Raw genomic sequence first — 25,830 nt, 5'->3', positions numbered from 1 at the left:
AGGTCTTGATCCAACCCTCACTGAGGTGATCGCTCAGAAGGAGTGACGGTGGAGGGGCACCGCCCACCGACGTGTTGGCAGGCGGCTGGAGGAGCAAGGAGCTGGCCCCTGTGGCGTCCCATCGTCGGCCCAAGCAGCCAAGCCGCACGCGTGTCACCGTGCTGACCACCGCAGCCGCAGCTGCCGTCGCGCTGAGCGCGAACGCCGCCGATGCCGCGCCGAGCCAGAAGCTCGGCAAGGACGAGGTCAAGGCGAAGGTCGACAAGCTCTACGAGCAGGCGGAGCAGGCCACCGAGAAGTACAACGGGGCCAAGGAGAAGCAGCAGAAGCTCCAGAAGGAGATCTCCGCGATCCAGGACAGCGTCGCCCGTGGTCAGCAGGAGCTGAACAAGTTGCGCGACGGCCTCGGTTCGCTGGCCACCGCCCAGTACCGCTCGGGCGGCATCGATTCCTCTGTTCAGCTCTTCCTCTCCTCCGACCCGGACGACTTCCTCGACAAGGCCTCCACGCTCGACCAGTTGAGCGGCCAGCAGGTCGAGGCCCTGAAGAAGATCCAGGACAAACAGCGCGAACTCGCCCAGGAGCGCTCCGAGGCCACGGAGAAGCTCAAGGACCTCGCCTCCACCCGCACGGAGCTGGGCAACAAGAAGAAAGAAGTCCAGGGCAAGCTCGCCGAGGCACAGAAGCTGCTCAACTCCCTGACCGCCAAGGAGAAGGCCGCGCTCGCCGCCGAGCAGCAGCGTGCCGACCGTTCTTCCAGCCGCCGGGTGGACCTCGGCAACGACACCTCCGCCTCGGGCCGGGCCGGGGCGGCCTTCTCCGCCGCCCAGAGCCAGATCGGCAAGCCCTACGTCTACGGCGCCACCGGGCCGTCCTCCTTCGACTGCTCGGGCCTGACCTCCTGGGCCTACGCCCAGGCCGGCGTCTCCATACCGCGCACCTCCGAGGCCCAGACGGGCATCGGCACCCGCCTCACCCGGAGCCAGCTCCAAGTCGGCGATCTGGTCTTCTTCTTCAACGACCTGCACCACGTCGGGCTGTACGCGGGCAACGGCCAGATCCTCCATGCCCCTCGCACCGGCACGGTCGTGCGGTACGAGTCGATGGACACCATCGGCGGACCGTTCATGTTCGGCGTCCGGGTCTGACCCGCACCCTCGCCCCCCACTCCCCCTCGTCGTCGAACGGAAGCTCGCCGGACTTCCTCACCGCCCGAGTGACCTTGCCCGTCCCGGCACGCGCCTACCGTCTGTCGGGCGAGTAGCGGCTTAAGAACATCGCGACAGCCTCCTCCATGACGAGTTCGTCGGACGGGAGGCTTCTTGCGTCCGGTCCGATCGACATGACATGCGGCCAGATGACGAACTCCTGCAGAAGTCCCACGAACTGGTGTGCCGCCAGTTCCGGACTCGGGCAGGAGAGGACGCCGTTCTGCGACATGTCGCGCAGGCAGGCGGTGAACGTCTCCACCAGGGGCGCCTTGCCCAGGCGGTAGAACTGCTCGGCGACCCAGGGAAGCCTGCGGGACTCGGCGACGACCAGCCGGGTGAAGGCGACCTGATCCGTCCCCCTGACGAACTCCAGGATATTTTCCGCGAACTGACGGAGAAATTCCGCCGGCTGGGAGATTCCTGCCGCTGATCACGTCGTTGAGGTGGCGGTGGTCGAGTTCCGCGTCCAACCACTTCTTGAAGTCCGCGAGTTCACCGTAGTCCCGCACGAATCCGGCCGGCGTGAGTTCATCATGCGACTGCACGGAGAGTTCCAGCTGAACGGTGTAGTTGTGACCGTGAAGGCGCGCGCACTGGTGGTCTTCGGGAAGGTGGTCAAGCCGGTGGCTCGCGGAGAACTGGAAGTCCTTGGTGATGCGCAGCATTCATTCAGTCCCTTGCATACTCGGTGGGGTCCATCACTCCCGCTTTGGCGAAAGCGGTCCGGCGGTCGTAGCAGGTGGCGCAGGTGCCACACTGCGTCTCGCCTCCTCGGAAGCAGCTCCACGTCTCCTGCCAGCGGACCCCGAGGGATTCCCCGAGGCGGATGACGTCGGACTTCTGCATGTCGATCAGGGGAGCCACCACGGACAGGCCGGCCGGTGCGAATTCCGCGGTGGCCACTCGTTCCATGACGTTGAAGGCCACGAGAAATTCCCTGGTGCAGTCGCCGGTCTGGGCGTCACCGGCTATGGAGCCGATGGCGACCTGATCCGCCTGCTCGACGACTGCCACCGCGAAGGCGATGGAGAGCAGGACGGCGTTGCGGTTGGGAACCACGAATTCACGTCCGCGGACGGCGGGGTCGTAGTCCGCACGTCGACCGTGTTGTCGGTCAGCGAATTGCCGGGCAGCAGCCCGCCCACCTGTCGAATGTCGATCACACGGAGCTCTGCCCCGAGTCCGTCCGCGATGATCCGGGCGGACTCGTGCTCGCGCCGGTGCCGCTGCCCGTAGTCGATGGCCAGCAGCCGGAGTTCGTGACCCGCCCGACTCAACTGGTGGGCCACCACGGTCGACTCCACCCCGCCGGAAAAAAGCACAACCGTCTTGGGCATCACTTGTTCCTGAGGTCGCTTCGTCAACCGGGTTTTCGGTAAACCCGGTCATTGCTTCGAAGAGACTTGCACCGCTGGATATACGGCGGATCTGTCGATCGACCTACGCCCGTAGACGAGCGATGACCAGTACCAGGGGTGGCGGGGAGCCGGACGGGACCGGACACGGCGGCAGGGTCCCTGCGCTCCGCCTCGGCTCGTGCGACCCGGACGGCATTCAAGAGACCCGCATGGCGTTCAGGGGTACGGGACGAAGGTCTGGACGAGCGCATGACCCTGCCCTGCGCGGGACGGCTGCGGGCAGGGTTCTCCACCCGCTTGGGCGTGCAGATCGCCTCGGCATGACCGGAGTCACGAGGTGGGCGGCCGCCGAGACGATCTCCGATCCCACCGCGGCACGGTTACAGGTGAGCTACTCGCCGACGTTGCTCCAGTGGATCCGCCGCGACGCCCGTTCAAGGAGACGAGCCGATTCGTCCGCACCCCGTAGGGGCGCCGACGTGGCGTGCGCGGCAACGGCCGCCCTCACTCCTCGTAGGGCATCACCTTCACCACCTTGCCCTTGGAATCCGCCTGGAGGTAACCGAGTTGGCTGTAGGCATTGCTGAGGTACACGGCCATTCCGACGGGCGTGCCGAAGTCGTTGTCCGCCAGGAGCAGGACGAGGTAGCGCGTGGTCACGTGATCGACGTTCAGCTTCTTCTCACCGTCGCGCAGCAGGGCCGGCACCGCGTCCCAGTCGAAGCCGTCGAGGGTGACGGGTTTGTCGCCGTTGAACAGCGTCGAGCTGATGATGCCCTTCTCGACGGCCTGCCCGGGACGGTACGTGTACGTGTCGTACTTGGTGTCGCTGCCGTTCACCATCAGATCGGCGGTGACGTAGTCCGGATAGACCGTCAGGCCTCCGAAGCGGTTGCGGCCGGTCTCCTTCTTGAACGCCGCGACGGCGGCGCGGATGCCGACCGGTGTCAGCAGGTCGGTCTTGCCGGTCCGTTCCTTCCCGGCCGGCGAGGCCGACACGGGGGCCGATCCACCCGATGGCGCTCCCCCGGTGGTGGCATCGGCGGACTGCGAGGGGCCGGACCCGCCGGACGCGTGGGTGCCTCCGTCCGGCAGCAGCGTCCACAGGAGAGTGCCGGCGAGCGCCACTCCGGCGACGGGCACACCGGCCCACATCCAGCGCCGGCGGCTCTGGTGTACTGCCACGGTCGTGGACCCGGGCCGCGCGTCGTGGGGGCCCGGTGCCACGGTGTGCCCGGGGCGCATGTCGTAAGGTCCCGGGAACATCGAGGGTGCCGGACCGAAACCGTCCGTCGCCGCCGTGCTGCCGGCAGCCGGTATCGCGGGCATCGCCGGAGCGGGGCCGCCGGCCGGTGCGGCAGGCGTCTGCGGCTCGTTCACGGGAGGCGGTCCGCCGAGCGGGGGGTGCAGTTGGTACGAGGTGGGTGTCGCGGCTTCGCGGGACACGGCGTCCAGCATCCGCTCCAGCTCTGCGGCGCCGGGCCGGGCCGCAGGGTCGCGGACGAGGACCCGGGCCAGGACGTCCCTCAGCGCGCCTGCCCGGACCGGTGGCGGGATCTCTTCGCTCAGGACGGCCGCCAGCGTCGCGAGCGTCGTGTTCCGGCGCAGCGGGTGATGGCCCTCCACAGCCGCGTAGAGCATCATTCCCAGGGACCACAGGTCCGAGGAAGGGCCGCCGTCGTGGCCCGAGACGCGTTCCGGTGCCATGTAGTCGGGAGTGCCGATGATCGACCCGGTGGCCGTGAGGGCGGTCGACTCCCGGATCGCCGCGATACCGAAGTCGGTCAGCACCGGGCGGCCGTCGGGACGCAGGAGAACGTTGGCCGGCTTCACGTCTCGGTGCTGGATGCCGACCTCGTGCGCCGCGCGCAGGGCGGCCAGCACCTCGCGTCCGATCAGCGCCGCTTGCCGGGGTTCCATCGGTCCGCGGGCGAGACGATCGGCCAGGGAACCGCCGGTGACGAGTTCCATGACGATCCAGGGGTAGGTCCCCGGGCCGGCGTCCACGATGTGGTGGATCGTCACCACGTTGGGGTGGTCGACCCGGGCCAGGGCGCGAGCCTCCCGCAGGACCCGCTCCCGGAGCATCCGCGCGGCTTCCGGGTCGTACTCGGCGAGGTCCGGATCGGACGGCCGGACCTCTTTGACGGCCACGCTCCGCTGCAGCACCAGGTCCCGGGCCCGCCAGACCGTGCCCATGCCGCCACCGCCGAGCCGTTTCTCCAGCTCGAACCGCCCGTCGACAACCCGTCTGCCGCTGTTGTCGCTGCCCGCATCGCTCATGGACGGGAGCATAATCGGCGCTGCCGACACCCTGCGCGGGCCTCCCTCGGCCCAGCGTTCCCGCTGCGTCGGGCGACGCGGCCTACGGGGCCGCAGGCGACCGGGACATCGCCGTTCCTCTGCCGCGCGAGAGCAGTCCGCTGATCAGCGTGCGGTACGCGAGGAAGTGCGTCACGGTTCCGGTCACGGCCCACCACGGCGGCAGGAAGACACGGAGGCACCGCGCGAAGGGGATCCACCGGATCAGTTCGCCGGTGACGACGATGACGCCGGGGCGCGGAGGAGGCAGAGGTGGAGGAGACGGCGGAGGCGGTCGCTGACCCGAGGCTCAAGGAAAATACAGTGACGCTTTCTCCAGTACGTGACGCTTGGACATCCCGCCGTACGCGACCCGGCCCCGGTACATGGTGACCCTGGTGGCCCGCGAGGTCGTCGTCTGTGCCGTCACGGGGCCGCCGCCCTTCCGTTCGGACCTCGGCCGGCCGGCAGCGCCAGGCCGTCCCGCTTCCGCCGCACGCCGCCCGCCGCCCGCCGCCCGCCGCCGAGCACGCCCGTCGCCGAGCACGGCCGTTCCACGGTCACAGAGGTAGCTCCGCAGCACTTTGACGGTGCGGACGGGCGAAGACCGAGCCCGGGCAGGTCCTAGTGGGGGCGGTGCTCCAGGAAGTACCTCAGCGCCTCCGGTGTGCCGACGTCGAGGGCTCGCTCCGCCGCTGCGCGGAGCGACGCGCTGGTGGTCGGATCGGCGAGGATCCGGAAGATGGCCACGCTGTCGTCCTCGGCCTGCGCGAGGCGGTAGCCGGTCACCACGAAAGCGCGCAGAGCGGCCGGGGAGCCGTCGTCCAGAGCCTTGGTCGCCTCCCTGACGACCGCCTTGTCGTTGTTCTTGCGAGCGGCCGCGAGGATCCGGAAGACGGCGACGCTGTCGTCCTCGGCCTGGGCCGCCGAGCGGCCGGTCCTGAGGAAGTTCCGCTGGTCCTCGATGGTGCCGTCCATGGCCTTCTGCGCGGCGGCGTAGACCGCCCTGCCCGTGCTGGGATCGGCGATGATGCGCATGATCGCGATGCGCACCTCGTCGTCGGACATCTGGTCCACCGGCGTGGTCGGGCCGTCCGTGGCCGCCGCGCGGGTGGTCGGGGCACCGGCCGAGCCGTGGGCGAACGCGGGGGTGGCGATCAACAGTGCCGGCGTCAGCGCAGCGGCCGCGACGGCCAGGGCGGCGCGGGTCAGTCTCACGTGCGAACCTTCCTGGTGAATCGAGAACGGGTACGTCAGTTAAGGATCTTCGCGCGGAAGAGGCCGGATTCCACTGCCGGACGCAGGCAGTCTTCACGGTGCGTTTGTTGCCGACGCGGCGACCGTCGGCGCCAAGCGCTCGGCGATCCGAGGGTGATGCCCGGGTCGAGGTACCTGCACATGATGGCCTCGACCACGTGGCGATGAACTCCTCAGCCGGTCAAGGAGATTCGCGCCGGGTCGGCGAGCGCCGTGCCTGGCCCGGTGACGGGTACGTCTACCACCGGCCGCACAATTCGGGCAGTGCCACGGTCCACCGGCTCGCGACTCGGCGATGCGGTATCGGTCAGGACAGCGGAGCCCTGGTGGCCCCGGAGGCATGGTCACCACCGACCGGGGCGCCTGTTCCGCACCACGCCGTCGGAGAAACCGTACGGCCGATGGCCGCCTCCTCCGCGGTCCAGGTACCGCCGCCGCACGGACCACCACTGGCCTGCTCCAAGGTCCGTGCGGCGGCCGACTCGTCAGTCGGCTTCTCCCCTCAATGCGCCGCCGTGGGCGGGGCTTTCGAGTCCCGCCCTCGTCATCCGCCCGGACGGACTGTCTACGATCAGCCGCTATGGACTGGCTGGAGCGGACCGCGAACCTGAGGCAGTGGACCAGGAGCGGGACGCGTGCGCCGCACAAGCCACTGCTGCTCCTGTATGCCCTCGGCCAGTTCCAGGCGGATGCGGAGGGCGGCCTGCGATACAGCATGGTGGAGCAGGACCTGCAGCGACTGCTGACCGAGTACGGCCCACCGAACAAGACGACTCCCGCCTACCCCTTCCACCACCTGGTCAGCGACGGCGTATGGGAGGTGCACACCGATCGCGGGCCCGGCAGTCCCGGAAGCGGGATTCGGGAACTGCGGGAGACGCGTGCCACGGGGCGGCTCGCGCCGGACCTGAGGGCGGCTCTGCGGCGCGATCCGCAACTGCTCGGCAGGATCGCGCGATTGCTCCTCGATCTGCATTTCCCGCCCTCCCTCCACGGCGAGCTGTGCGAAGCCGTCGGCCTGGAACCGGAGGCGTCCCCGGAGACCGGGCAGCTCTCGACGGCGCGCCGCCAGCGGGACCGGCGGATGCGGGAGCTGGTGCTGACCGCCTACGAGTACCGGTGCGCCTTCTGCGGTTACGACGGCAGGATCGGCGCGGTGCCGGTCGGGCTGGAGGCCGCCCACGTACGTTGGTGGGCGTTCGGCGGCCCCGACGACATCGAGAACGGGCTGTGCCTGTGCTCACTGCACCACAAGCTCTTCGACAAGGGCGTCCTCGGTGTCGGAGACGGTCATCGCGTCCTGGTCTCACAGCGCTTCGTCGGCCACAGCCCGGCCGCCCGCGAGCACGTCGTAGCGCTCGCGGGCCGTCCGCTCGTCGGCCCCCAGCCCGGGGCAGGCCCGGTGGCGGCCACCCACCGCGCATGGCACGCCCGCCAGGTCTTCCACGGCGAGCCACGCCCTGTCACCAGTGCCTGACGCCGGGCTCCGGAAATGTCGGCGTGTCCCGGTCGGCACTCCGTCGGCACCCATGCCTGCTCAGGACACCCCCCTTCACGACATGTGAGAGACCGCGGTCCGTTGTCGGTGCAGCGGTCGTCGAGTCTGCCCGGCCGCCGGGCCTGCTGCGAGCCGAGAGGTCTCAGCGCAGTCGGCGCACACGCAGCACCAGGTCGTCGGTATGGTGCGCGCCGGCACCACCGTCGGGTGCCACGCGTGGCCGTTGCTCGTCCACCTCGACCTCCCAGTCGTCGTCGAGCAGATCTGCGACCATCGAGGGCCAGACGTAGTCGGCCGGGTCGAAGCCGCTGTCCTGCGCCTGCTGGGTGTCCATCCCCGCGTGGTGCACGAGCAGCAGCACACCGCCGGGCGCGACGGCCGCGAGCAGCGCTCGCTCAGCGGCGGAGTCGGGGGTGCGCAGCAAGGCCGGGTACTGCACCGAAACCAGGTCGAAGGAGGCCGGCGGGAGCGCCGCCTCAGTGAGTGTGGCGTGTACCCAGTGAACGGCGAGGCCGGCGTCCCGCGCGTGCTGGGCCGCCCGCTCCAGCGCCACGCCCGAGACCTCGAGCGCTGTCACGTCCCAGCCGCCGCGCGCGAGCCAGACGGCGTCCGCGCCCTCGCCACAGCCGACGTCGAGCACCCGCCCGGGTGGAAGCCCGGCGACCTCGGCCACGAGGGCACCGTTGGGTCGGCCGCTCCACAGCTGTTGCCGGTCGGCGTACCGGTTGTCCCATTCCGCACGCACGGCGGGGTCTCCGACGTAACCGCCGGCGGGCGAGGGGGTGTCGGGCGAAGGCGGTCCTGCTGCGATGTAGTCGGTCACGGGCTCACCGTCGCCCACCGCGTCCCGGTCATGCCACTGTTGTTGCCGGTCCGGCAAAACGGCGTCCAGGGAGCGTCGCAGCGGACGTCGTCGTCACTCCGCGGCCAGGCTGAGCGCGACTTTGCCCGTGACGCGGCCGTCGAGGAGGTGCCGGACAGCTGTGGCGGTCTCGGTGAGCGGGTAGACGCGGTGCACAACGGGGCTGAGCGCACCCCCGTCGATGAGCGCGGTCAGGTCGCGCAGCCCGTCAGCGTGCTCGCAGCAGATGAAGGTGCCCAGGTGCCGGCTGGTGAACGGGGACAGCATCTGTGCGCGGAGCTGCCGGTCGGTGCCGCCGAGCCAGGCGCCGTTCGTCTCACCGCCGGTGATGACCAGTCTGCCGCGGGGCGTGAGGGCGCGGCGCAGATCCCGCAGACCGCGGTTGCCCGCGATGTCGATGATGGCGTCGTAGCGCCGTGGGCCGGCGAGGACGTCCTCGCGGGTGTAGTCGATCACGTGGTCGGCGCCCAGCGCCCTTACGGCGTCGAGCTTGGGAGTGCTCGCGACGGCCGTGACCCGGGCGCCGAGGGCGTGGGCGAGCTGGACGGCGAAGGTGCCCACGCCGCCGGCGGCTCCCGTGATCAGGACCTGCTGGCCCGCCTGGACCTTGGCCTTGTCACGAACCGCCTGCAGTGCGGTGAGCGCGCTGACGGGTACCGTCGCCGCCTCCTCGAAGGTGAGTCCGGCGGGCTTGGGAGCGATCCTGTCGGGACGGGCGGCGGCGTGGTCGGCGAACGCGGCGGCTGCCGTGCCGTACACCTCGTCGCCGGGTGCGAAGCCGGTCACTTCGGGGCCGACCGCCTCGACGACGCCGGCGATGTTGCGGCCGGGGTTGGGAAGCTTCGGCCTGCGCAGCCCGCTCACGGGCCGAACCGCGTACGGCAGACCGGCCATCAGGTGCCAGGTGCCCCGGTCCACGCTGGAGGCGCGCACCCGCACCAGTACCTCGTCCGGCCCGATGCCGGGCCGAGGGAGCTGCGCCGTGCGCAGCACGGCTTCCGGATCGGCGCCGTACCGCTCCTGCACGACGGCCGTCATGGTCCTGCTCCCGGCGGCGGTTGCGATCGCCCCGCTCTTGTTCCGCATCGTCGCTGCTCCCCGACTCCGACACCACACACACTTACGCTGTAAGCAAGTACTTACGCCGTAAGTAGAGCACTTACGGCGTAAGCTCGTCAACGCTCGGAGACCACGAGAGGAAGTGACCGTCCACCATGACCCGCCGCACCGCCCCGCAACCGGCCCGCGAGACGCTCACCCGGGAGCGGGTGCTGCGCGCCGCCGTCGAACTCGCCGACGCCGGCGGCCTGGAGACGCTCAGCATGCGCAAGCTCGGCGAGGCCGTCGGGGTCGAGGCCATGTCCCTGTACAACCACGTGGCCAACAAGGAGGACCTGCTCGACGGCATGGTCGACCTGGTCTTCGGTGAGGTCGACCTGCCCACGCCCGATGACGACTGGCGACAGGCGATGCGGCAGCGGGCCATCTCCATGCGCCACGTGCTGTCCCGCCACCGCTGGGCGATCGGGCTGATGGAATCACGCTCCCATCCGGGCCCCGCCACCCTGCGTCATCACGACGCCGTTCTCGGCTGCCTGCGCCAGGGCGGGCTCTCCCTCGCCCTGACCGCCCACGCCGTCTCGGTCCTCGACAGCTTCATCTACGGGTTCGCCCTGCAGGAGAAGACCTTGCCCTTCGACACCCCGGACGAGACCGCCGAACTGGCGGAGTCCATCATGAGCGGTTTCGGCGACGGCGAGTACCCGTACCTGACCGAGATCGCGACCGCTCACGTCATGCGGCCCGGGTACGCCTACGGCGACGAGTTCGAGTTCGGGCTGGATCTGATCCTGGGCGGTCTTCAGCAGGCAGCTGGTTGACACGCCCCTCGACTCGTCACCGGATCGCCGCGAAGCTCCTGGTGATCTCGATACGGGTACTCAGCGGGAAGACATGCCCTGTACCTGCAAGGGACGTCCGACGAGGGAATCGAGGATGTCGCGGGCGGCGACCAGGTCGTCGATCGCCGCGGTGATCCGATCCCGCTCCTGCGCCAGGCCGTCGACGAGTTCCGGGCACCTCCCGGACAACACGACCTCCAGCTCACACCCGTCACCGTGCTATCGACGGAGGGCTGGGAGGGCCGACATCTGGTCAATCTCACCAGCGGTGAACCGGCCCAGGCCCGCGCGACGGCGGTCCGGGCATCCGCACGCGGAATCGACTACCTGGACGGCGCGATCCTGACCCCGACCCCCGCGGTCGGCACCCCCTCCGCCGCCGTCCTGTACAGCGGTGCCAGTGAGGTCTACGACGTCGTCGCAGCAACGTTGGCTGCCATCGGCGGCACCGCGACGTATCTCGGTGACGATCACGGCCGGGCATCTGCCTACGACGTTGCCCTGCCGGACCTCTTCGCCACCTCGGTGAACGGGATCGTGCACGCCTTCGCCCTCTCCTCGGCCGAGGGCATCGCACCGGAGCAGTTCGCGGCATTCGCCACCGGAATCGGCGGACTCCTACCTGAGATGATCACCCGTTTCGCCCAGCAGATCCAGGCCGACGACTGCCCCGGAGACCGATCCACGATCGCTTCCGCGGCGTCAGGCATCACGCACGTCATCAACACCTCTGCGACCCATGGAATCGATGTGGGGGTACTCACCGCTGCGAAGACCGTCATCGACCGCGCAGTCGCTGACGGCTACGGACCACAAGGACTCGCACGCCTCACCACAACCCTGCACAAGGACGGTCGAGCGTGGACAACGGAAAGCACGTGACGTGGGCCGCGCCGATGAGTTGCGGAGAAGCAGTCCGGTCACGGGGCGGAGTGGGGCCGCGGGCGGAGTTGTTCGGCGATCCAGGACGCTGCGAACGTCGTCCACGTGTCCGCGTCGCCGACGCCCTGCGCGAGTCCGAGGCTGTGGGGGCCGTGGGCGTACACGTGCACGGTGTGCGGGACGTCGTGCGCGGCCAGGGCCGCGGCGAGGCGGTAGGTGTGCTCGGGCGGGACGTAGATGTCCTCGGCGGTTTGCCAGAGAAAGAAGGGCGGCGACGCCGCGGTCACCAGTGCATCGAGTGACGTTGCGCGGCGCAGTTCCGGCGAGGCGTCCTCGCCCAGGAGGATCATCCGCGACGGCCGGTACGTCTCGGTCTCCATCGACGTGATCGCGTAGCCGAGGACGGCGAACTGGACCGACTCGCGCGGGTCGTTGCCCGGTGCCAGGGCCGCCAGCCCGGCCAGGTGCCCGCCGGCCGAGAACCCGACCACTCCGATGCGGTCGGCCCCCTGCTCGCGCCGACGCCGGATCTCGGCCCGCAACGCCGCAAGGGGTGCGGGATGCCGCACGTTCAGCGGATACCGGAAGACGCCGGCCGACAGCCCCAGCCCGGAGAGCCAATCGGCGATCGGCTCCGCTTCGTGCTCCGCGTGCACCGCATAACCACCACCGGGCAGCACGATCAGGTGTGCCCCAGAGGACCCAACCCCGCCATCGAGTCCTGTGTCCCGCCCATCGCCCACGGCCGACCTCCGCTCCTTCCGCCCGCGGACGCCGCCACCGGCCCTCAGCCGCGAGGTTGCCCCCAGGTCATCACCCCAGGGAGCACCTGGCCATCACGCGAACAGGTGAGGCGAAGCGCGGACTCTCCCTCGGACGGTCGTCGCCCCCTCCTTCGCGCAAGGGGCGACGACCGCGCCGGATCACCTCGACGCGAATCGGCCCGATGCGGAGCAGCCCGGTGCGGAGCAGTCCGATGCGGAGCAGTCCGATGCGGACGCGGGCGCCTTGTCGGCGCTGCCGCGCGTGCCGACCAGCACGTCGTCGATGACCTGCACGGCCAGGACGGGGCTGCCGTCCACTCGCGCGGCCCCCGGCCGTAAGGTGATCCACGCCATACAAGCAGGTCCGAACTTCCGTCCTGCTCGCGCAGCTTGAGGGTGTTCACCGAACAAACTTCAAGATCGGAAGCCGAGATGGTCCCACCTGTCGCCGGCCCTCTGACCACGGCAGTCCACACCGTCGAGGTGGAGGGCACCGTCCTGCGCCATCACGTCCACGGCACCGGACCGCTGCCCGGGTGTTGCGGTCGGGACGGGCGGCGAGGGATGTCATGTGGAGGGGCAGGGTGGGTCGAAGTCGACCGCCGGGAAGTACCGCGCCCATTCGGTCCTGGTGATCCGCGGGTACGCGCTGTCGCAGATGCGGGCGACGACCCTGTCGAGGCCGGTGTCCCACAGCCGGATCGTGAAGTCGTTGCCTCCGGTGGCCAGGGTGTCGCCGTGCGGGCCGAACGCCACGGCCGGTACCGCGCTCGAGTGGCCGGTCAGCGCGTAGGGCGCCGCCGCACCGCTCACGTCCCACAGCAGGGCCTTGCCGTCCCCGGCGCCGGCTGCGAGTCGTCGGCCGTCCGCGGAGAAGGCCAGTGCGTAGAGCCAGGAGCCGGACGCCTGTAGCTGTGTCACCTCCACCGGGCGGCCGAGGTCGCTGATGTCGATCAGCCAGACCGTCTTGTCCGTCCGCTGGAAGGCCGCCAGGGTCCGGTTGTCCGGGCTGAACATGCCGTTGGTCAGCGGCTCGGATCGGAACGGGGACGCACGTTCCCTCGGGCTGCGCGGGTCGCTGATGTCCCAGAACCGCAGCGAGCCGGACTCGCCGGTGCTCGTCACCAGCGTGCGGCCGTCCGGCCGGAACGACGCCATCGTGACGTCCGGCCCGCCCTCGGCGATCCGGCCGAGCGGCCGGGGACGGCCGGGATCGGTCAGGTCCCACAGTCCGGCCGCACGGTGCGCCCACACGGCCAGCAGACGGCCGTCCGGGCCGAAGCCGGCCCCGGCGACCTCGCCGGCACCGGGGGTGAGGACCGACGTGAGCCGCGGTCTGTGTGGATCGGTCACGTCCCAGATGCGGACGGTGGTGTCCTCGCTGGCCGTGACGAGGGTGCGCCCGTCCGGGCTGAACGCCACGGACCGGACGAACTTGGTGTGCCCGCGCAGGACTGCCAGCGGCCACAGCGCCCGGCCGCCGGTGACCTGCCACAGGCGGGCGGTGCCGTCCCAGCCGGCGCTGGCGAGCAGGTGGCCTCCGGGGGCGAACGCCAGGGACGTGACCACGTCGTCGTGGGTTGCGAGCGACAGGTCGCGAAGGTCCAGCAGCCGGTCGGAGTTGGCGAACAGGCGGCTGTCCGGGCTGAACGCGGCTTGGTAGGCCCCACCGGGAACCGTGCTGACGCGCTTCGGGTGCGCCGGGTCGGTGACGTCCCAGAACAGTTCGGACCCGCCGACCGAGACGAGTGTCCGGCCGTCGGGGCTGAACGCCACCGACCAGACGATCGCGGAATGGCCGGCCAGGACGGCCGGTGGCCGTGCCCGCGGGCCGTTGCCGATGTGCCAGATCCGTGCGGTGTGATCCCAGCTGCCGGTCGCCACGCTCCGGCCGTCGGGGCTGAACGCCGCCGAGGTCACCGTGTCGGTGTGTCCGCGCAGCACGTCGAGGTGGCGCGGATGCGCGGGGTCGCTGACGTCCCAGAGCCTGGCGGTGGTGTCGCCGGTGGACGCCAGCGTGCGGCCGTCCGGACTGAACGTCACCGAGGTGACCGCGCCGGTGTGGCCGTGGAGGGTGGCCAGCGGCCTCGGATGCCGGGGATCCTTCACGTTCCACAGCCGCGTCGCGCCGTCGGTGTGGCCGGTGGCGATGACGTCGCCGTCGGGCCGGTACGCCACCCACGTCGGCGCGGCCTGCTGAGGCGGCAGGGTGCTCAGCTCGACGGGCGCTCGACGGTTCGTCACGTCCCACAGCCGTACCGATCGTTCGCTCACGGTCGCCAGGACGCGGCCGCCCTGCCCGAACGCGACCGCCAGCATCCGCCAGGGCTGGTGCAGGAGCGCCAGCTGGGCGGGGTGGTGGGCGTCCTTGACGTCCCACAGCCGGACCGTGCGGTCCCAGCTCGCGGTGGCCAGGACCGTGCTCCTGGGGGCGAAAGAGATCGAGACCACGTCCGAGGTATGGCCGGTGAGCCAGCTCGTGTACGGCGTCGCGAACGCGCTCATCAGCTGATCGCGGACGTCGTCGGTGGCCGCCAGCCGGTACGCGGCCAGGTTCAGCTGCGCGGCGAGCGCGGGGTTCTGCTTGCGTATCTCGGCCGCGTCCGCGGCGGCCTTGCGCGCGATGGCCACGTTGCGCTGCTGGATGGCCGAGTTGCGCGAGCCGACGGCCAGCCCACCCGCAGTGACCGCGACGACCACCAGCACGGTGAGAAGGGCGACCAGCTGCCGCAGGCGGACCGTCCGCCGTCTGGCCGCCGCCAACTCGCCGGCCTGCCCGTCCCTGCTGGCGTCGAGGAAGCACCGTTCCCTGGACGTCAGCCGGCTGCCGTCCGCAGCGGCCAGGTCCAGTGCCGCGGCAAGCCGGGCACCCCGGTACAGGGCGTGCGGGTCGCGGTCCTGTGCCTCCCAGTCGGCGCTCGCGTCGGTGAGCCGCCGGTGCAGGAGTATCTGCTCCCGGTCTTCGGCCAGCCAGCCGCGCAGCCTCGGCCAGCATCGGATGATCGCCTCGTGGGTGATCTCGACGCACTCCTCGTCCAGTGTCACCAGCCGTTGCCGGGCGAGGGATTCGAGCACGAGGACGGTGTCGGGGCCCGGGTCCAGCTCGTCCCGGGTGATCCGGCGCCTGGTGTCCCCCGTGCCGTCGCCGAGCGCGGTCAGCCGGAGAAACAGCGATCTGGCGAGGTTCTGCTGCGCCGGGGACAACGCCCGGTAGGCGGTCTCCGCGGTCTGCGCGAGCGCGTGCTGGATTCCGCCGGCCGCCAGGTACCCCTCCAGGGTCAGGCGGCTGCCGCTGCGGCGGCGCCAGGTCTCGACCATCGCGTGCGAGACCAGTGGCAACGCGCCCGGCTGACCGGTCGCGTCCCCGACCACGGCGGCCAGCAGCGGGCCGGTCACCGTGCAGCCGGCGAGCTTGGCCGGCCCGGTGATGGCCTCACGGAGTTCCTGGCTGCTCATCGGGCCGACCGCGAACTGCGCGTCGCGCATCGCCTCGGCCAGCAGGGGGTCCTGGACGCAGTGGCCGTAGAAATCGGCGCGCACGCCGAGTACCACGCGGGTCCGGGCGGCCGTCGCGGTGGTGGCGGCGATCAGCAGGGCGATGAACGCGTCCCGTTCGTCCCGGTCCCGGCAGAGGGTGAAGACCTCCTCGAACTGGTCGACCACGATCAGTGTGTCGATGTCCGGTGTGCGGTCGATCGTGGCCTGCCGGATCCGCAGGTGCAGCGTGGCGGGATCGTCGCGCAGCTCGGCGATCAGCGTGCCGGGGGCCTCTCCCGTCACCGCGGCCAGGCGGATCGCGCACTCCTCCACGGGGTGGAGCCCCGGAGTGAAGAGCATCACCGGCCACCCCGATGCCCGCGCCCGGGCAACGAGCCCTGCCCGTAACAGTGAGGACTTACCCGATCCGGACGGCCCGAAGACCGCCAGGAACCGGCGCTCCCGCACCTTCGCGAGCACCTCGCCGCTCAGCCGGTCGCGGCCGAAGAAGCGGTCGGCGTCCTCCGGCTGGAACGCCGCCAGCCCGACGTACGGCGTGGTCTTCTGGCCGGCTTCCCCGGGTTCGTCACCCTGTGGGCCCGCGGCGATCTCGGCGGCGACCGCGTGCCACCGGGATTCCCATGCGCGGCGGTCGCCCTGGCACGCCTCGACATAGGCGAGCGTGACACCCAGGCTCGGAAACGCGCGCCCGGCTGCGGCGTCCGACAGGGTCGTGGACGAATAGTGCGCCTTTTGGGCCAGTGCCCGATAGGGCGGCCGTCCCGCCGCCTCGCGCAGCTTTCGCAGGTCGGCCGCGAACCGTGTCAGCGGACCGGTGTCCGGGTCGAGCGGACGTTCGCCGCGTGGCATGGCGTTCCTTTCTGCAGCATTTCCGCAGCCGCGATGCATGGTCATTGTCCGGCTGTTGATGTCCGGCGTCCAAGTCCCGGCGCCGGACAACCCTCGGCAGCTAGGTATGTGGCCAGCGCAACCGCGCACCACTGGCCATCGGGAGGGAAAGCATGAAAACTGCGAAGCGGCTGATGCCGCTGCTGGCGGCCGTCGCACTCGCCGTCGGCGGTGCCCTGGCGGCGCCGCCGGCATACGCCGCGGCCCCGCTGCTCAAATCCAACCTGAACGGAAAGTGCGCCGACATCTTCATGTTCCACCAGGAGAACGGCGCCTCCACCGTGACGTGGGACTGTACCGGCAACACCAACCAGCAGTGGCGCTGGGACGGCGAGCAGATCCGCTCCGGCCTGAACGGAAAGTGTCTGGAGATCTACGCTTTCAATCAGGGCGACCAGGGATCGGTGAGCATGTGGGACTGCGACGGTGGCAGTAACCAGAAATGGTTCCGCATCGGCAACGAGATCCGTAGCCGGATGAACGGAAAGTGCCTCGACATCCTGGGCGGCCGGCCGGAGAACGGCCAGCTCCTGGTGAGCTGGAGCTGCAACGGCGCGCTGAGCCAGAGCTGGGACTTCTGAACGGTGGCCCGGCCCGGCACCTGAGGTGCCGGGCCGGGCCACGGTCACCTGGGGCCCCGGTCTCCCTGGTCGACTCGCGCAGCCGTCCGGGTCGGACGGCTCGCTCATCGGCGCCGGGTACTCACATAGTTCGCGCACCACGGCCCGAGCCAACCCACGCCTCCACGACTTCGTCCGGACAGGCCAACCCACGCCTCCACGACTTCGTCCGGACAGAAGGAATGCCCGACAGGCAGAAGACTGGCGCACTGCGGATGAGGCCGGATCAGAACGGCCCGCAGTCACTCGGACGAGGCATCAGGCCCAGGTCCAGATCCAGGCCAGGTGCAGGCTCAGGTCCAGGCGACCTCTTGGCCAAGAGATGGTCCGGTTTCCGTGAAACACTCCCCCATGACTTGATCGACTAGCTGTTCGAAGCAGGCGGCAGTCACGAGGGGGAGCGGATTGTCGTTCGACGAGGAGTGGGCCCGGTTGAAGGCCCACGCCCTGGCGCGCCGGTCGGCGGGCATGCAGATCGATCAGGTACCGGCCGACGGCCGCGGAGGCCTCGCGCCCGCCGGAAAGCTGGTGGCAGAGGCTGACTCGCTCAACGGCAACGCGAACCTGCTGATCGAGATAGCCGGTTTCCTCCAGGAGGGCCGTCCGGACTTGGTGCGAAGGACAGTTACTGGAACCCGCCCGGCAACGCCCAGGAGCGAACCGAATGGATCGCTGCGAACAGGGAGATCATCAAGGCGGCCGCACACAACTCCGGACTTCCGCCGGACATGGTCGCGGGTATCGCCCGGCAGGAGATCGGTGGACAGCCGGGCATCCTCGACGACATCACCGACACGATCCGTGAACAGGCCGACTCGCCGCTCAGTCCGATCGCGCCCGAAAGCCTGCCATGGCGTCTCGGCGGCGATCCCGACAACACGTCGATGGGCCCCATCGCCATCCAGGTGAGGCGGGGTGCCGAGGTCCTGGGCTACGATCCCGACCACCTCACCGACCAACAGCGCAGCATGGTGGAAGAGTCTCTCCAGGATCCCGCGCAGAACATCTTCATCGCCTCCGAGTACCTGGCGCAGCTCAAGGCGGAGAGCGAGTTCGCCCAGGTGCCGGCGGAAGAAACGACGCCGGCTCAGTACCAGGAGCTCGCCTCGCGTTACAACGGCGGCCCGTACTGGCGGAGCAGCCACGCCCAGGCCTACGGGAGTGGCTTCATGAACCACCTGAACGACGCAAGGAGTGCTCTGCGCTGATGGACGATCCTTCCCGCGTGGACGACGACCGCGGCTGCCTCCTCCTGGTCCTCGCCGTGCCTTTGGTCCTTCTCACCCTCATGGCCGCGTACTTCTGCTGGACAGCCCTCAGCATCCGCCCCTCCGGGCCATGGGACGACGACGCGGATGCGGGCATCGTCCTGTCGTGCGTCCTGACCATCGGGACGGCCGGTGCGGCGGCGGTCGTGTGGGCACTGCCGCCGGTGCGCCCGGTCATGCGCTGGTGGTGGGTGGGGCCGGCTCTGCTGCTCGGAGTGGTCGCCGCAGTGCGCTGGGCGACGGGCGCTTGAGCCAGCCGCCCCACGCCCGCTGAGGACCCGCCTCCCCGACCGTTCCGGACTCTCGTACCCGGGATGCCCGGGTTACGTCTGCCGATGCCTTGCGAGTCAGGGACCCGAGACCAGGACGGGCTCAGCTGACCGGCTGCCGGGATCTTCCGGCAGGAGACGCTGTCCCGTCCCATCGGACCCAGTCGCCCTCGCTCGGCCGGACGGAGGAAAGGCCGAGGCAGTCGGCAACGCCCTCAGCCGGGTGGTGTACGGGTGGTGACCCGGTCCCGGGCGGGTGTCCTGACGGGTGGTCGGGCCGCGCGGTGTTGTCTTGTTACGGTCGTCTGCCACATCGCAAGGAGCAGCAGGGTGCCGGTCTCGGCGAGGAGGCTGAGGGCGGCTTGTGGGGTGGGCTGCAGGCCGTGTTCGGTGAATCCGAACACGCCCACGGTGCGCGAGGCGGCGAATCCGGCGAGGGCGCCGAGCGTGACGGCGGCTGCGCCGGCCCTCAGCAGCAGGGGCGGCGTTCCCCCCAGCAGCAGGGCGGCGAGGGCGAAGGAAGCGCTGGCCTGGAGCAGGAACAGGGGGCCGATGACGTGGATGAAGCGATACTCGTCGACGTAGAGCTGGGCATGGATGTAGCCGCCGGCGGCGAGGGTGGCGGCGCTCGCCGATCGCAGGGTGGGGGCGAGCAGTCTTCGGGTGTTCATGCCAGCCTCCGATCCTTGACGGCCAGTTCGCGATCGCCTCGGCGGTAGCCGACCGTGCGGATACCGAGTGCGTCCTTGAGCTGCCGGGCGGGGACGACCTGCGGAGTGGGCGCGGGGGCACGGCCCGGCTTGGGCAGGGGGTAGGCGGTGGTGGTGGCGGAGTGAAAGGTGATGTTGCCCTCTGTCTTGGTGAACAGCTGGTGGACGTGCCCATTGAGACAGGTGACCGAGGAGAAGCGGCGCAGGAGGGCGATGACCTTGAGGGCGTCATCGGTGCTCCAGCCCCACTGCGGGTACATGGCGAACAGCGGAATGTGGCTGAACACCACGATGGGGGTGTCCGAGGACAGTCCGGCGACGTCCTTGCGGACGAAGTCGATCTGGTCGTTGCCGAGATGGCCGAGCTTCTCCAGACTCAGCGTGTTGACCAGGGCGATGAAGTGCACGCCATGGGTGTCGAAGCTGTACCAGCCGTCGCCGAGCGTGCCCATGCCGAAGGTCTGCCGGTAGGCACGGCCCGCATCGCCGATGGAGTCGTGCTCGCCCGGCACGGTGAAGACACGGTCTGTCTGCATACCTCTCAGCATCTGCTTGACCTGGTCGAACTGTCCGACCGTGGACAGGTGGGTCAGGTCGCCGCTGTGCATGACGAAGTCGGGTCTGAATCCGAGCGAGTTGACCTGGTTGATCGCTTCGTTGAACGAGCCGGTCACGTCCATGTTCGCCGGGCCCTGGAACCCGATGTGGCTGTCGGAGACCTGTACGAACCGCAGCGCGCCGTTTTCCGCTGCTGCGGCGCCGGCGGGGGCGATCCCGGATTCGGCGGTCCCGGAGTCGATCTCCCGGGCGTCGGCGATGTGGCTGATCACCTCTCCACTGGCCACGGTCAGCACCACGGCGCCGCCGAACCATCCTGCGTGACGGAGAAGTTGGCGCCGGGTCATGCCGTGCTCGGTGGCGAGCGGCTCGGCATCGCCGGCCGGTGCACCGTCGTGGCTGTCGTGGTAGCCGGTCATCGGGTCACCTCCACGGTGGCAGTCATGAACGGATGGATGGTGCAGAGGTAGGAGTAGGTGCCGGGCTTGGTGAACGTGTAGCTGTAGGTTGCGTGGGTGTTCAGGGCCGCCGAATGCAGCGGGCCGCCCGATCCGGCGCTGGTGACGGTGTGGGCGTCGGTGTCCTGATTGGTCCACGTCACCTTCGTCCCCACTGCGACCTTGAGCGTGGCCGGGGAGAACGCGAAGTTCTTGATCGCCACAGCGTCCCCGGTCACCGGCGCGGCCTGCGCGCCCGCGGGCGAGGGACTCATGGGCATGCTCATGCTGGGCATTGGTGATGCACCGGCGGAGCCTGCGGTGTTCCCCGGTCCGGCGGAACCCGGCATCCCGGCCACCTGGTGCTGGCCCGGACCGGGTTTGATGGCGTCGGCCCCCGTGGACGAGGAATGCGACGCCTGGCCGCACGAGCTCAGGAGCCCCAACGCGCCGGCGGTGGCGACGGCAAGCCCGGCCGCGCCGCGTGATCGCCGGCCCGGTGCACGAAAGTTCAGGTACATGGTGTTCGTTCCTCATCGATCAGTCAGGGATGCGGAAGGTGCCGACTGGGCGCGTGCAACCGCGGAGGGGTGTGATGGATGCCGCGTCACGGCCGAGCGACTCCGGAAGAGGAATGCCTTCCAGTCGGCTCCTGTCTGGCTTCACGGGCGACGGGAGGCGTTCGGTTCGGAAGATATGCACCTTTTCCGAATGTTTTTTGAAGATCACCGCAGGTCAGCCAGTCATCCCCTGACAGGCCGGCCGGTCACCCCGTGCTCCACCCGCAGTGCTCGCAGAGCGTCATCTGCACCACGCCGTGCGTTACACGACAAAGCAATACATATGAGCGATGATCGTCTTATGCCATGGAGTTCCCGAAAACGTGACCCAAGGACCGGTCCGAATCGCTCCGCGGACCGTGTCTCTGGTAAAGGGACCCTTTCGAACGCGGACGAGGAACTGCTGCGCACTCTGTATGCGGAGCACGCAGGACCCCTGTTTCACTACGTGCTGCGACTGACCTCAGGAGACTGGCAATGGGCCGAGGATGTCGTACAGGAGACGCTGCTGCGCGCATGGCAGCATCCCGCCGCGTTCGACCCGGCACGCGGCCCGGCCCGGGCATGGCTGTGCACGGTCGCCCGGCATCTGGTCATCGACGCTCACCGGGCCCGGCGGGCCCGGCCAGCCGAGGCCGGTGGCGAGGCGCTGGAGCGAGCGGCGGAGCAGACACAGGGCAAGGACGAGATCGAGCAGGCTCTGCAGAGCTGGGCGGTGGCCGACGCCGTCCGGACGCTGTCGCCCGACCACCGCGCGGTCCTGCTGGAGACCTACTACCGGGGCCGGACCATGTCGGAGGCGGCACAGGTGCTGGGCATCCCGCTGGGCACGGTGAAGTCGAGGACGTACTACGCCCTGCACGCACTGCGGCTGGCGCTGCGGGAACGGGGCATCGAGCCATGACCGTGCCGTGCAGGAGGTGGCGACCATGAGTGCGGAGCACGACGCCCTCCAGCTGGCGCTGGGAGGATACGTCCTGGGCACGCTGCCCCCGGCGGAAAGGGAGCAGGTGGAGGCCCACCTCGCGGGATGCGCCGAGTGCCGGGCGGAACACGCCCAGCTCGCGGGACTGCCCGCGTTGCTGGCGACGGTGACCGAAGCCGAAGCTGCCGGCCGGACGCTGCCGGCGGCCGACGAGGACCTGGCCGACCAGCTGGTGGCACGGGCAACCGAGAGCGCTCAGGGCTCCTCGCCCGCACAGCCTGCCGAGCCTCAGGTGGGTGTGCTGGAGAGGCTGCTCAGGCAGGCCGCGGCCCGGCGCCGCCGGACCTGGCGTCTGCAACTGGCCGGCGCCGCCGCCTCCCTGATGTTCATCGCGGCAGCGGCCGGCGGCACATGGCTGGCGGCCGTCGGATCGGTGGGCAGTCAGGCGACGCAGCCCGGACCGACCGCGCCGACCGCCTGGCGCACCTTCTCCGGAAGCAATCCCGCCACCGGCGTCTCCGCCTCGGTGAAGGTCTCGCCCTCTGCCTGGGGCAGTGTCCTGCAGGTCTCCGCCAAGGGGGCGCCCGCCGGGATCACGTGCCGGCTGCAGGCGGTCGGACCCGGCGGGACCAGGGCCGACGGCGCTACGTGGCGGGCAGGCGAGTACCCTCGCGGCACCACGGTCCCAGGAGCGGTTGCCATGTCACCGGGTGCCATCGAGCACTTCGAGATCCTCGCGGGCAACGGTCAGAAACTGGTCACGATGCAGGCGTGAGGGCGGGAAGCCCAGCCGACGCGGCGTCGGGCGGGCACCTGGCGTGTCCGACCGACGCCTCACGCTGCTCCAGGCCACCGCGAGCGGGCCGAGCGCGAGCGCGGCCGGACGTTCGTCCGGCTCTACGGCGCACGCCCCCTCCGGCCCGTCAAGGGGACCACGGCTGTGGGGGCCGAGCTGCCGATGCCCGGCTCGCCGGATACGGCATCGGGCTCTGCAGGGGGCGAGTGAGCCCGGCCCGGCCATCGGCATCGGCGTGACCCGCGAGAAGTTGAGCAAAGGCGCGAACAACTCGAACCGTTCGGCATGCGGCATCCGTGGAACCGAATGAGCGCTCCCGTGCAGGATCCGGCGTACCGAGCGCCCCTCGAAGTCTTTGGCGGACCCCGCACTCCGGTCTCCGCACCTCCACAGAGGAGCCAGAAGACCATGTCTGTGACCGATTCCCCCCGCCTGACCGCTCTGCCCTCCCGGCACTGCAGCCACCAGGCGCTGCTCACCCTTCCTGCGCAGATGGCGCACGTCTCCGCCGCTCGTCACTTCGCGGCCGATCTGCTGGAGACCTGGAGCATTCCCGCGAGTGAACGGGACTCCGCCGTTCTCATCGTCGACGAACTGGCCGCCAACGCAGCCCTGTACGGCCGCGAGCGCATGACCCTGCTGCTCGTCCTCGACCACAGCACCTTGCACATAGTGGTCAGTGACTCCGGTATGGCCGTGGAGCGCCCTCGCCCCGACATCGACCCGGACGAACACGGCCGCGGCACCGGCATCGTCCAGTACCTCGCGCAGTCGACCGAGATCCACCAGACGCGCAGCGGCCGCGAAGTCCGCGCCTGCCTGAAGTGCTCGGCATGACCGGCCCGGGCGTAACGGCCGGCACGGGCGAAGCGGCCGGCACGGGCGCAGGACAGGAACTTCTCCGCCTCGCAAGCCGAGGCAGGCTTGAACGGCGCGGCCGATCGCGATGTTGCGAGGTCGCTGTACGAGCGGTCGCAGATGTCGCCTCCTCGAAGTCCGCACGGAGTCGGCACCGGAGTTCCCGGGTGCTGGTCGAGGACCACCGGAGGAGAGGAAAGAAGCCCCGGACGCCTGACGCCTGGGACCCTGCCGGACTGCCGCCCTCCGGGTGACCGGCCTGATGCGGGCCGACCGCGGCTGGTGCGGGCAGGGCGACGGGTGGGCCAGGGGCAGGAGCACGGCGGATCACGGAAGGGGCCCGGCTGTACCGGGCCCCTTCTTCTGCTCGGGACGGGATGTGAACCTTCGGCGTCAGGAGCGGAGCACCCCTACGACGCTGGGCCGAGCGCCCTCGGCTGTCGCGGTCCTGCCGCCTGGCCGACGATGCGCGGATCGACGGGACGGCCGACGAAGACCGGGGCGTCCGACTGGTAGAAGATGTCGATGTCGGCCTCCTCGCCACCGACGATCAGTGTGTCCCAGGCGCCGCTCTCTTGCAGGGTCCGCAGGGTCGACGGAGCGAGGGTGGACAGATGGCTGCGCAGTTCCGCGTCCTTGGGCATCCCGGGCAGGCGAGGCGCGAGGCGCTCGCGGATCGCGCCCATGCGGTCGAGGAGGTCGTCCAGATCGGACCGCTCGGCGTCGGGTCCGGCGACGACCCGGTCCCCTTCCATGCTGTCGGCGATGATGTCCTTGATGGCGCGGGTCACGCCTCGTTCGTCGGTGGTGACCATGGCGTTCCAGGCCCGGCTCTTGTGCCGGTACTGGAGCATGGACATCGCCGCCTCGTGCCGGATGAAGTCGGCGTCGCGCAGCTGGCGGCCCTGCCAGACCCGGCTGAGGGAGCGCGAGAGGGAAACGGCCGAGGCGAGACCACTGTTGAGGCCGCGTCCGGGCCAGAAGTGGATGGCGTTGGCGGCGTCGCCCAGCAGGAAGCCGTACGTCCCGGGGCTGGTGGCGGTGGGACGGGTGAGCTGGGCCGTGAACCGGGGGCGCTGCACCATGTCCAGCCTGAACGAGGTGATGGCGCTGAGATCGTCCTCGGCGACGCCGAACAGCTTCAGGCCCTCCTCGATCCGCTTCCACAACGGCGAGCTGCGCAGCAGGGCGGGCAGGAACAGGGTCCCATGGGTCGGGCAGACGAACTCGTTGTCCTCCTGGCGGCTCATCAGGCAGGGCCGAGCCGCGATGCACTCCTCGAAGACCTGCCTGACCGGGTCGATGCCGATCACGCTGCGGGCCTCCTCCCGGGTCAGCCTCATGTTGAGGAACCCCTCGCCACGCAGCGAGTTGAGCAGGAACCGGTTCTGCGCCACGGTCAGCAGGACGCTCATGGGGTCCGTGAGCCGGGACTTGACCCGCAGCCCCAGCACCAGGTCCTGAAGGTGCTCCCCGTCGAGGGAGTAGATCGAGGAGTCGGCCGCGCCGAAACGGTCACCGAAGTGCTCTCGGGTGCGCGACCGGCCGCCCTCGCCGATGACGAGGACGTGTTCCTGGGAGAGCCGGTGCTGCTGCTCCGACGGGTCGAATCGCTTCGGCACCAGGCGGATCGAGGTCTTGGTGTTGGCCAGCTCCAGCAGCTTGTCCTCGATGTAGGCGATCCGGATGTTGCGGGGCGGGCGGCCCTCCACGGAGTCCGGTCCCAGGGGCCACATCTCGGAGTATCCGCCCGCGTCGAACAGGGCCGACTGCATCTCCTCGGTGAGCGCGAGATACTGACGGCTCTGGACGGTGACGACCTGCTGGCGGCGGACGTTGCCCTGGCTCTCGTCCTTCCAGACCACGGTGGAGCCGTTCCTGGCCCAGCGACCGTCGTAGACGGTGATGGACGCCCGCCCCGGCAGGGCGTTCTCCAGCAACAGGGCGAAGGCGAGGCCGACCGGGCCTCCTCCGGTCACCGTGACCCGCAGCTCGCCCGGGTTCGCCGAGGCGTCGGCGCGGGGCAGGTCGAGCTGGGAGAGGTCGATGACCGTCTCCAGGGCCTCCTGCGTCTCGAACAGGAAGGTCTCGTCGCCGATGCGTATGGAGTCGCCGGGCGCGAGCACGTGACGGGTGACGCGCCCGTCGTTGACGAAGGTTCCGTTCTTGCTGCGGTCGTAGAGGACGAACTTGCCGTCCTCCGCCACGATCTCGGTGTGCAGGCGGGATGCGCTCACGCTGACGATGACGACGTCGTTGTCGCTCTTGCGTCCGAACCGGAGCGGAGCGCTGCCCAGAACCACGCTCTGACCGGCAAAGGGACCCGTGCGACCCACGATGACCGACGACACAGAAACTCCTTGCGAAAGTCTCGGGTGCGGCCGGATCAACCGCACCCTGCGGCTGATC

General features: G+C 70.0%; 22 protein-coding genes and 2 pseudogenes. 10 read left to right on the top strand and 14 right to left on the bottom strand.

All coding sequences use genetic code 11. The annotated features are described in order from the left end of the window. Window positions 1-110 precede the first annotated feature (110 nt). On the top strand, window positions 111-1,148 hold the full coding sequence (locus ACFZCP_RS07140) for an NlpC/P60 family protein (RefSeq protein ID WP_391424848.1): 1,038 nt from the start codon (window positions 111-113) through the stop codon (window positions 1,146-1,148). Window positions 1,149-1,242: 94 nt separating this feature from the next. On the opposite strand, the gene ACFZCP_RS07135 is transcribed toward ACFZCP_RS07140, so the two are convergent. From ACFZCP_RS07135 to ACFZCP_RS07115, 5 genes and pseudogenes are all read right to left on the bottom strand, one after another. Continuing rightward, window positions 1,243-1,584 (bottom strand): TetR/AcrR family transcriptional regulator C-terminal domain-containing protein, encoded by a 342-nt coding sequence (locus ACFZCP_RS07135; protein WP_391425484.1) that lies wholly within the window; start codon window positions 1,582-1,584, stop codon window positions 1,243-1,245. A 64-nt stretch (window positions 1,585-1,648) separates the two neighbouring features. Next, window positions 1,649-1,876: pseudogene (locus ACFZCP_RS07130) on the bottom strand (6-pyruvoyl tetrahydropterin synthase family protein); the annotation flags it as partial. A 4-nt stretch (window positions 1,877-1,880) separates the two neighbouring features. Next, window positions 1,881-2,548, bottom strand: a pseudogene (locus ACFZCP_RS07125) (7-cyano-7-deazaguanine synthase). Window positions 2,549-3,073: 525 nt separating this feature from the next. Then, entirely contained in the window at window positions 3,074-4,852 is a 1,779-nt protein-coding gene (locus tag ACFZCP_RS07120) for a protein kinase (protein ID WP_391424846.1), read from the bottom strand. A 642-nt stretch (window positions 4,853-5,494) separates the two neighbouring features. Then, window positions 5,495-6,088, bottom strand: a complete 594-nt coding sequence (locus ACFZCP_RS07115) for an ALF repeat-containing protein (RefSeq protein WP_391424844.1) — start codon at window positions 6,086-6,088, stop codon at window positions 5,495-5,497. Window positions 6,089-6,707: 619 nt separating this feature from the next. Here ACFZCP_RS07115 and ACFZCP_RS07110 point away from each other — a divergent pair. Next, window positions 6,708-7,604, top strand: a complete 897-nt coding sequence (locus ACFZCP_RS07110; protein ID WP_391424842.1) for a phosphorothioated DNA-binding restriction endonuclease — start codon at window positions 6,708-6,710, stop codon at window positions 7,602-7,604. Between the two features lie 163 nt (window positions 7,605-7,767). Here ACFZCP_RS07110 and ACFZCP_RS07105 read toward each other — a convergent pair whose 3' ends face one another. Next, window positions 7,768-8,448 carry a methyltransferase domain-containing protein gene (locus tag ACFZCP_RS07105; RefSeq protein WP_391424840.1) on the bottom strand — a complete coding sequence of 227 codons (681 nt, stop codon included), beginning with the start codon at window positions 8,446-8,448 and terminating at the stop codon, window positions 7,768-7,770. 93 nt (window positions 8,449-8,541) lie between these two features. Then, on the bottom strand, window positions 8,542-9,573 hold the full coding sequence (locus ACFZCP_RS07100; RefSeq protein ID WP_391424837.1) for a zinc-binding dehydrogenase: 1,032 nt from the start codon (window positions 9,571-9,573) through the stop codon (window positions 8,542-8,544). A gap of 128 nt (window positions 9,574-9,701) precedes the next feature. Here ACFZCP_RS07100 and ACFZCP_RS07095 point away from each other — a divergent pair, with 128 nt between their 5' ends. Continuing rightward, a complete protein-coding gene (locus ACFZCP_RS07095) occupies window positions 9,702-10,367 on the top strand; it encodes a TetR/AcrR family transcriptional regulator C-terminal domain-containing protein (protein ID WP_391424836.1) in 666 nt (221 codons plus the stop codon). Window positions 10,368-10,427: 60 nt separating this feature from the next. On the opposite strand, the gene ACFZCP_RS07090 is transcribed toward ACFZCP_RS07095, so the two are convergent. After that, window positions 10,428-10,580: a hypothetical protein gene (locus tag ACFZCP_RS07090; RefSeq protein ID WP_391424834.1), complete on the bottom strand. Its 153-nt coding sequence runs from the start codon at window positions 10,578-10,580 to the stop codon at window positions 10,428-10,430. A gap of 24 nt (window positions 10,581-10,604) precedes the next feature. Between ACFZCP_RS07090 and ACFZCP_RS07085 the strand changes: the two genes are divergently transcribed. Then, the gene (locus ACFZCP_RS07085) at window positions 10,605-11,270 is read left to right on the top strand and encodes an NAD(P)-dependent oxidoreductase (RefSeq protein WP_391424832.1); all 666 of its coding nucleotides are present in this window, start codon (window positions 10,605-10,607) and stop codon (window positions 11,268-11,270) included. Between the two features lie 38 nt (window positions 11,271-11,308). On the opposite strand, the gene ACFZCP_RS07080 is transcribed toward ACFZCP_RS07085, so the two are convergent. Together ACFZCP_RS07080 and ACFZCP_RS07075 are read right to left on the bottom strand one after the other, a co-directional pair. Continuing rightward, window positions 11,309-11,926: a prolyl oligopeptidase family serine peptidase gene (locus ACFZCP_RS07080; RefSeq protein WP_391424830.1), complete on the bottom strand. Its 618-nt coding sequence runs from the start codon at window positions 11,924-11,926 to the stop codon at window positions 11,309-11,311. A 675-nt stretch (window positions 11,927-12,601) separates the two neighbouring features. After that, complete coding sequence (locus ACFZCP_RS07075) at window positions 12,602-16,381, bottom strand: hypothetical protein (protein WP_391424829.1); 3,780 nt, start codon at window positions 16,379-16,381, stop codon at window positions 12,602-12,604. 152 nt (window positions 16,382-16,533) lie between these two features. Between ACFZCP_RS07075 and ACFZCP_RS07070 the strand changes: the two genes are divergently transcribed. The 3 genes from ACFZCP_RS07070 (at window position 16,534) to ACFZCP_RS07060 (ending at window position 18,559) form a co-directional block, all read left to right on the top strand. Next, entirely contained in the window at window positions 16,534-17,001 is a 468-nt protein-coding gene (locus ACFZCP_RS07070) for a ricin-type beta-trefoil lectin domain protein (RefSeq protein WP_391424827.1), read from the top strand. 767 nt (window positions 17,002-17,768) lie between these two features. Further along, window positions 17,769-18,248: a hypothetical protein gene (locus tag ACFZCP_RS07065; protein WP_391424825.1), complete on the top strand. Its 480-nt coding sequence runs from the start codon at window positions 17,769-17,771 to the stop codon at window positions 18,246-18,248. Beyond that, complete coding sequence (locus ACFZCP_RS07060) at window positions 18,248-18,559, top strand: hypothetical protein (protein WP_391424823.1); 312 nt, start codon at window positions 18,248-18,250, stop codon at window positions 18,557-18,559. The genes ACFZCP_RS07065 and ACFZCP_RS07060 overlap by 1 nt, the downstream gene beginning before the upstream one ends. Window positions 18,560-18,792: 233 nt before the next feature. Here the strand turns inward: ACFZCP_RS07060 and ACFZCP_RS07055 are convergent, their stop codons facing one another. The 3 genes from ACFZCP_RS07055 to ACFZCP_RS07045 are packed head-to-tail and all read right to left on the bottom strand — an operon-like array spanning window position 18,793 to window position 20,557. After that, on the bottom strand, window positions 18,793-19,248 hold the full coding sequence (locus tag ACFZCP_RS07055) for a hypothetical protein (protein WP_391424821.1): 456 nt from the start codon (window positions 19,246-19,248) through the stop codon (window positions 18,793-18,795). Beyond that, the gene (locus ACFZCP_RS07050) at window positions 19,245-20,264 is read right to left on the bottom strand and encodes a metallophosphoesterase (protein ID WP_391424819.1); all 1,020 of its coding nucleotides are present in this window, start codon (window positions 20,262-20,264) and stop codon (window positions 19,245-19,247) included. Before ACFZCP_RS07050 ends, ACFZCP_RS07055 begins: the two co-directional genes overlap by 4 nt. Next, window positions 20,261-20,557, bottom strand: coding sequence for a plastocyanin/azurin family copper-binding protein (locus ACFZCP_RS07045; protein ID WP_391424817.1), 297 nt, complete (start codon window positions 20,555-20,557; stop codon window positions 20,261-20,263). The genes ACFZCP_RS07050 and ACFZCP_RS07045 overlap by 4 nt, the downstream gene beginning before the upstream one ends. A 586-nt stretch (window positions 20,558-21,143) precedes the next feature. On the opposite strand from ACFZCP_RS07045, the gene ACFZCP_RS07040 reads away from it, so the two are divergent. From ACFZCP_RS07040 to ACFZCP_RS07030, 3 genes are all read left to right on the top strand, one after another. Continuing rightward, window positions 21,144-21,746 (top strand): sigma-70 family RNA polymerase sigma factor, encoded by a 603-nt coding sequence (locus ACFZCP_RS07040; protein ID WP_362684164.1) that lies wholly within the window; start codon window positions 21,144-21,146, stop codon window positions 21,744-21,746. Between the two features lie 25 nt (window positions 21,747-21,771). Continuing rightward, window positions 21,772-22,542: a zf-HC2 domain-containing protein gene (locus ACFZCP_RS07035; RefSeq protein WP_391424815.1), complete on the top strand. Its 771-nt coding sequence runs from the start codon at window positions 21,772-21,774 to the stop codon at window positions 22,540-22,542. A gap of 429 nt (window positions 22,543-22,971) precedes the next feature. Next, window positions 22,972-23,400, top strand: a complete 429-nt coding sequence (locus tag ACFZCP_RS07030) for an ATP-binding protein (RefSeq protein WP_362684170.1) — start codon at window positions 22,972-22,974, stop codon at window positions 23,398-23,400. A gap of 431 nt (window positions 23,401-23,831) precedes the next feature. On the opposite strand, the gene ACFZCP_RS07025 is transcribed toward ACFZCP_RS07030, so the two are convergent. Beyond that, window positions 23,832-25,772 (bottom strand): FHA domain-containing protein, encoded by a 1,941-nt coding sequence (locus ACFZCP_RS07025; protein WP_391424813.1) that lies wholly within the window; start codon window positions 25,770-25,772, stop codon window positions 23,832-23,834. Window positions 25,773-25,830 lie beyond the last annotated feature (58 nt).

The sequence above is a fragment of the Streptomyces sp. NPDC007971 genome (genome assembly GCF_042958635.1).
Taxonomy (GTDB): Bacteria; Actinomycetota; Actinomycetes; order Streptomycetales; family Streptomycetaceae; genus Streptomyces.
This window is presented reverse-complemented; position numbering and strand designations above follow the sequence as displayed.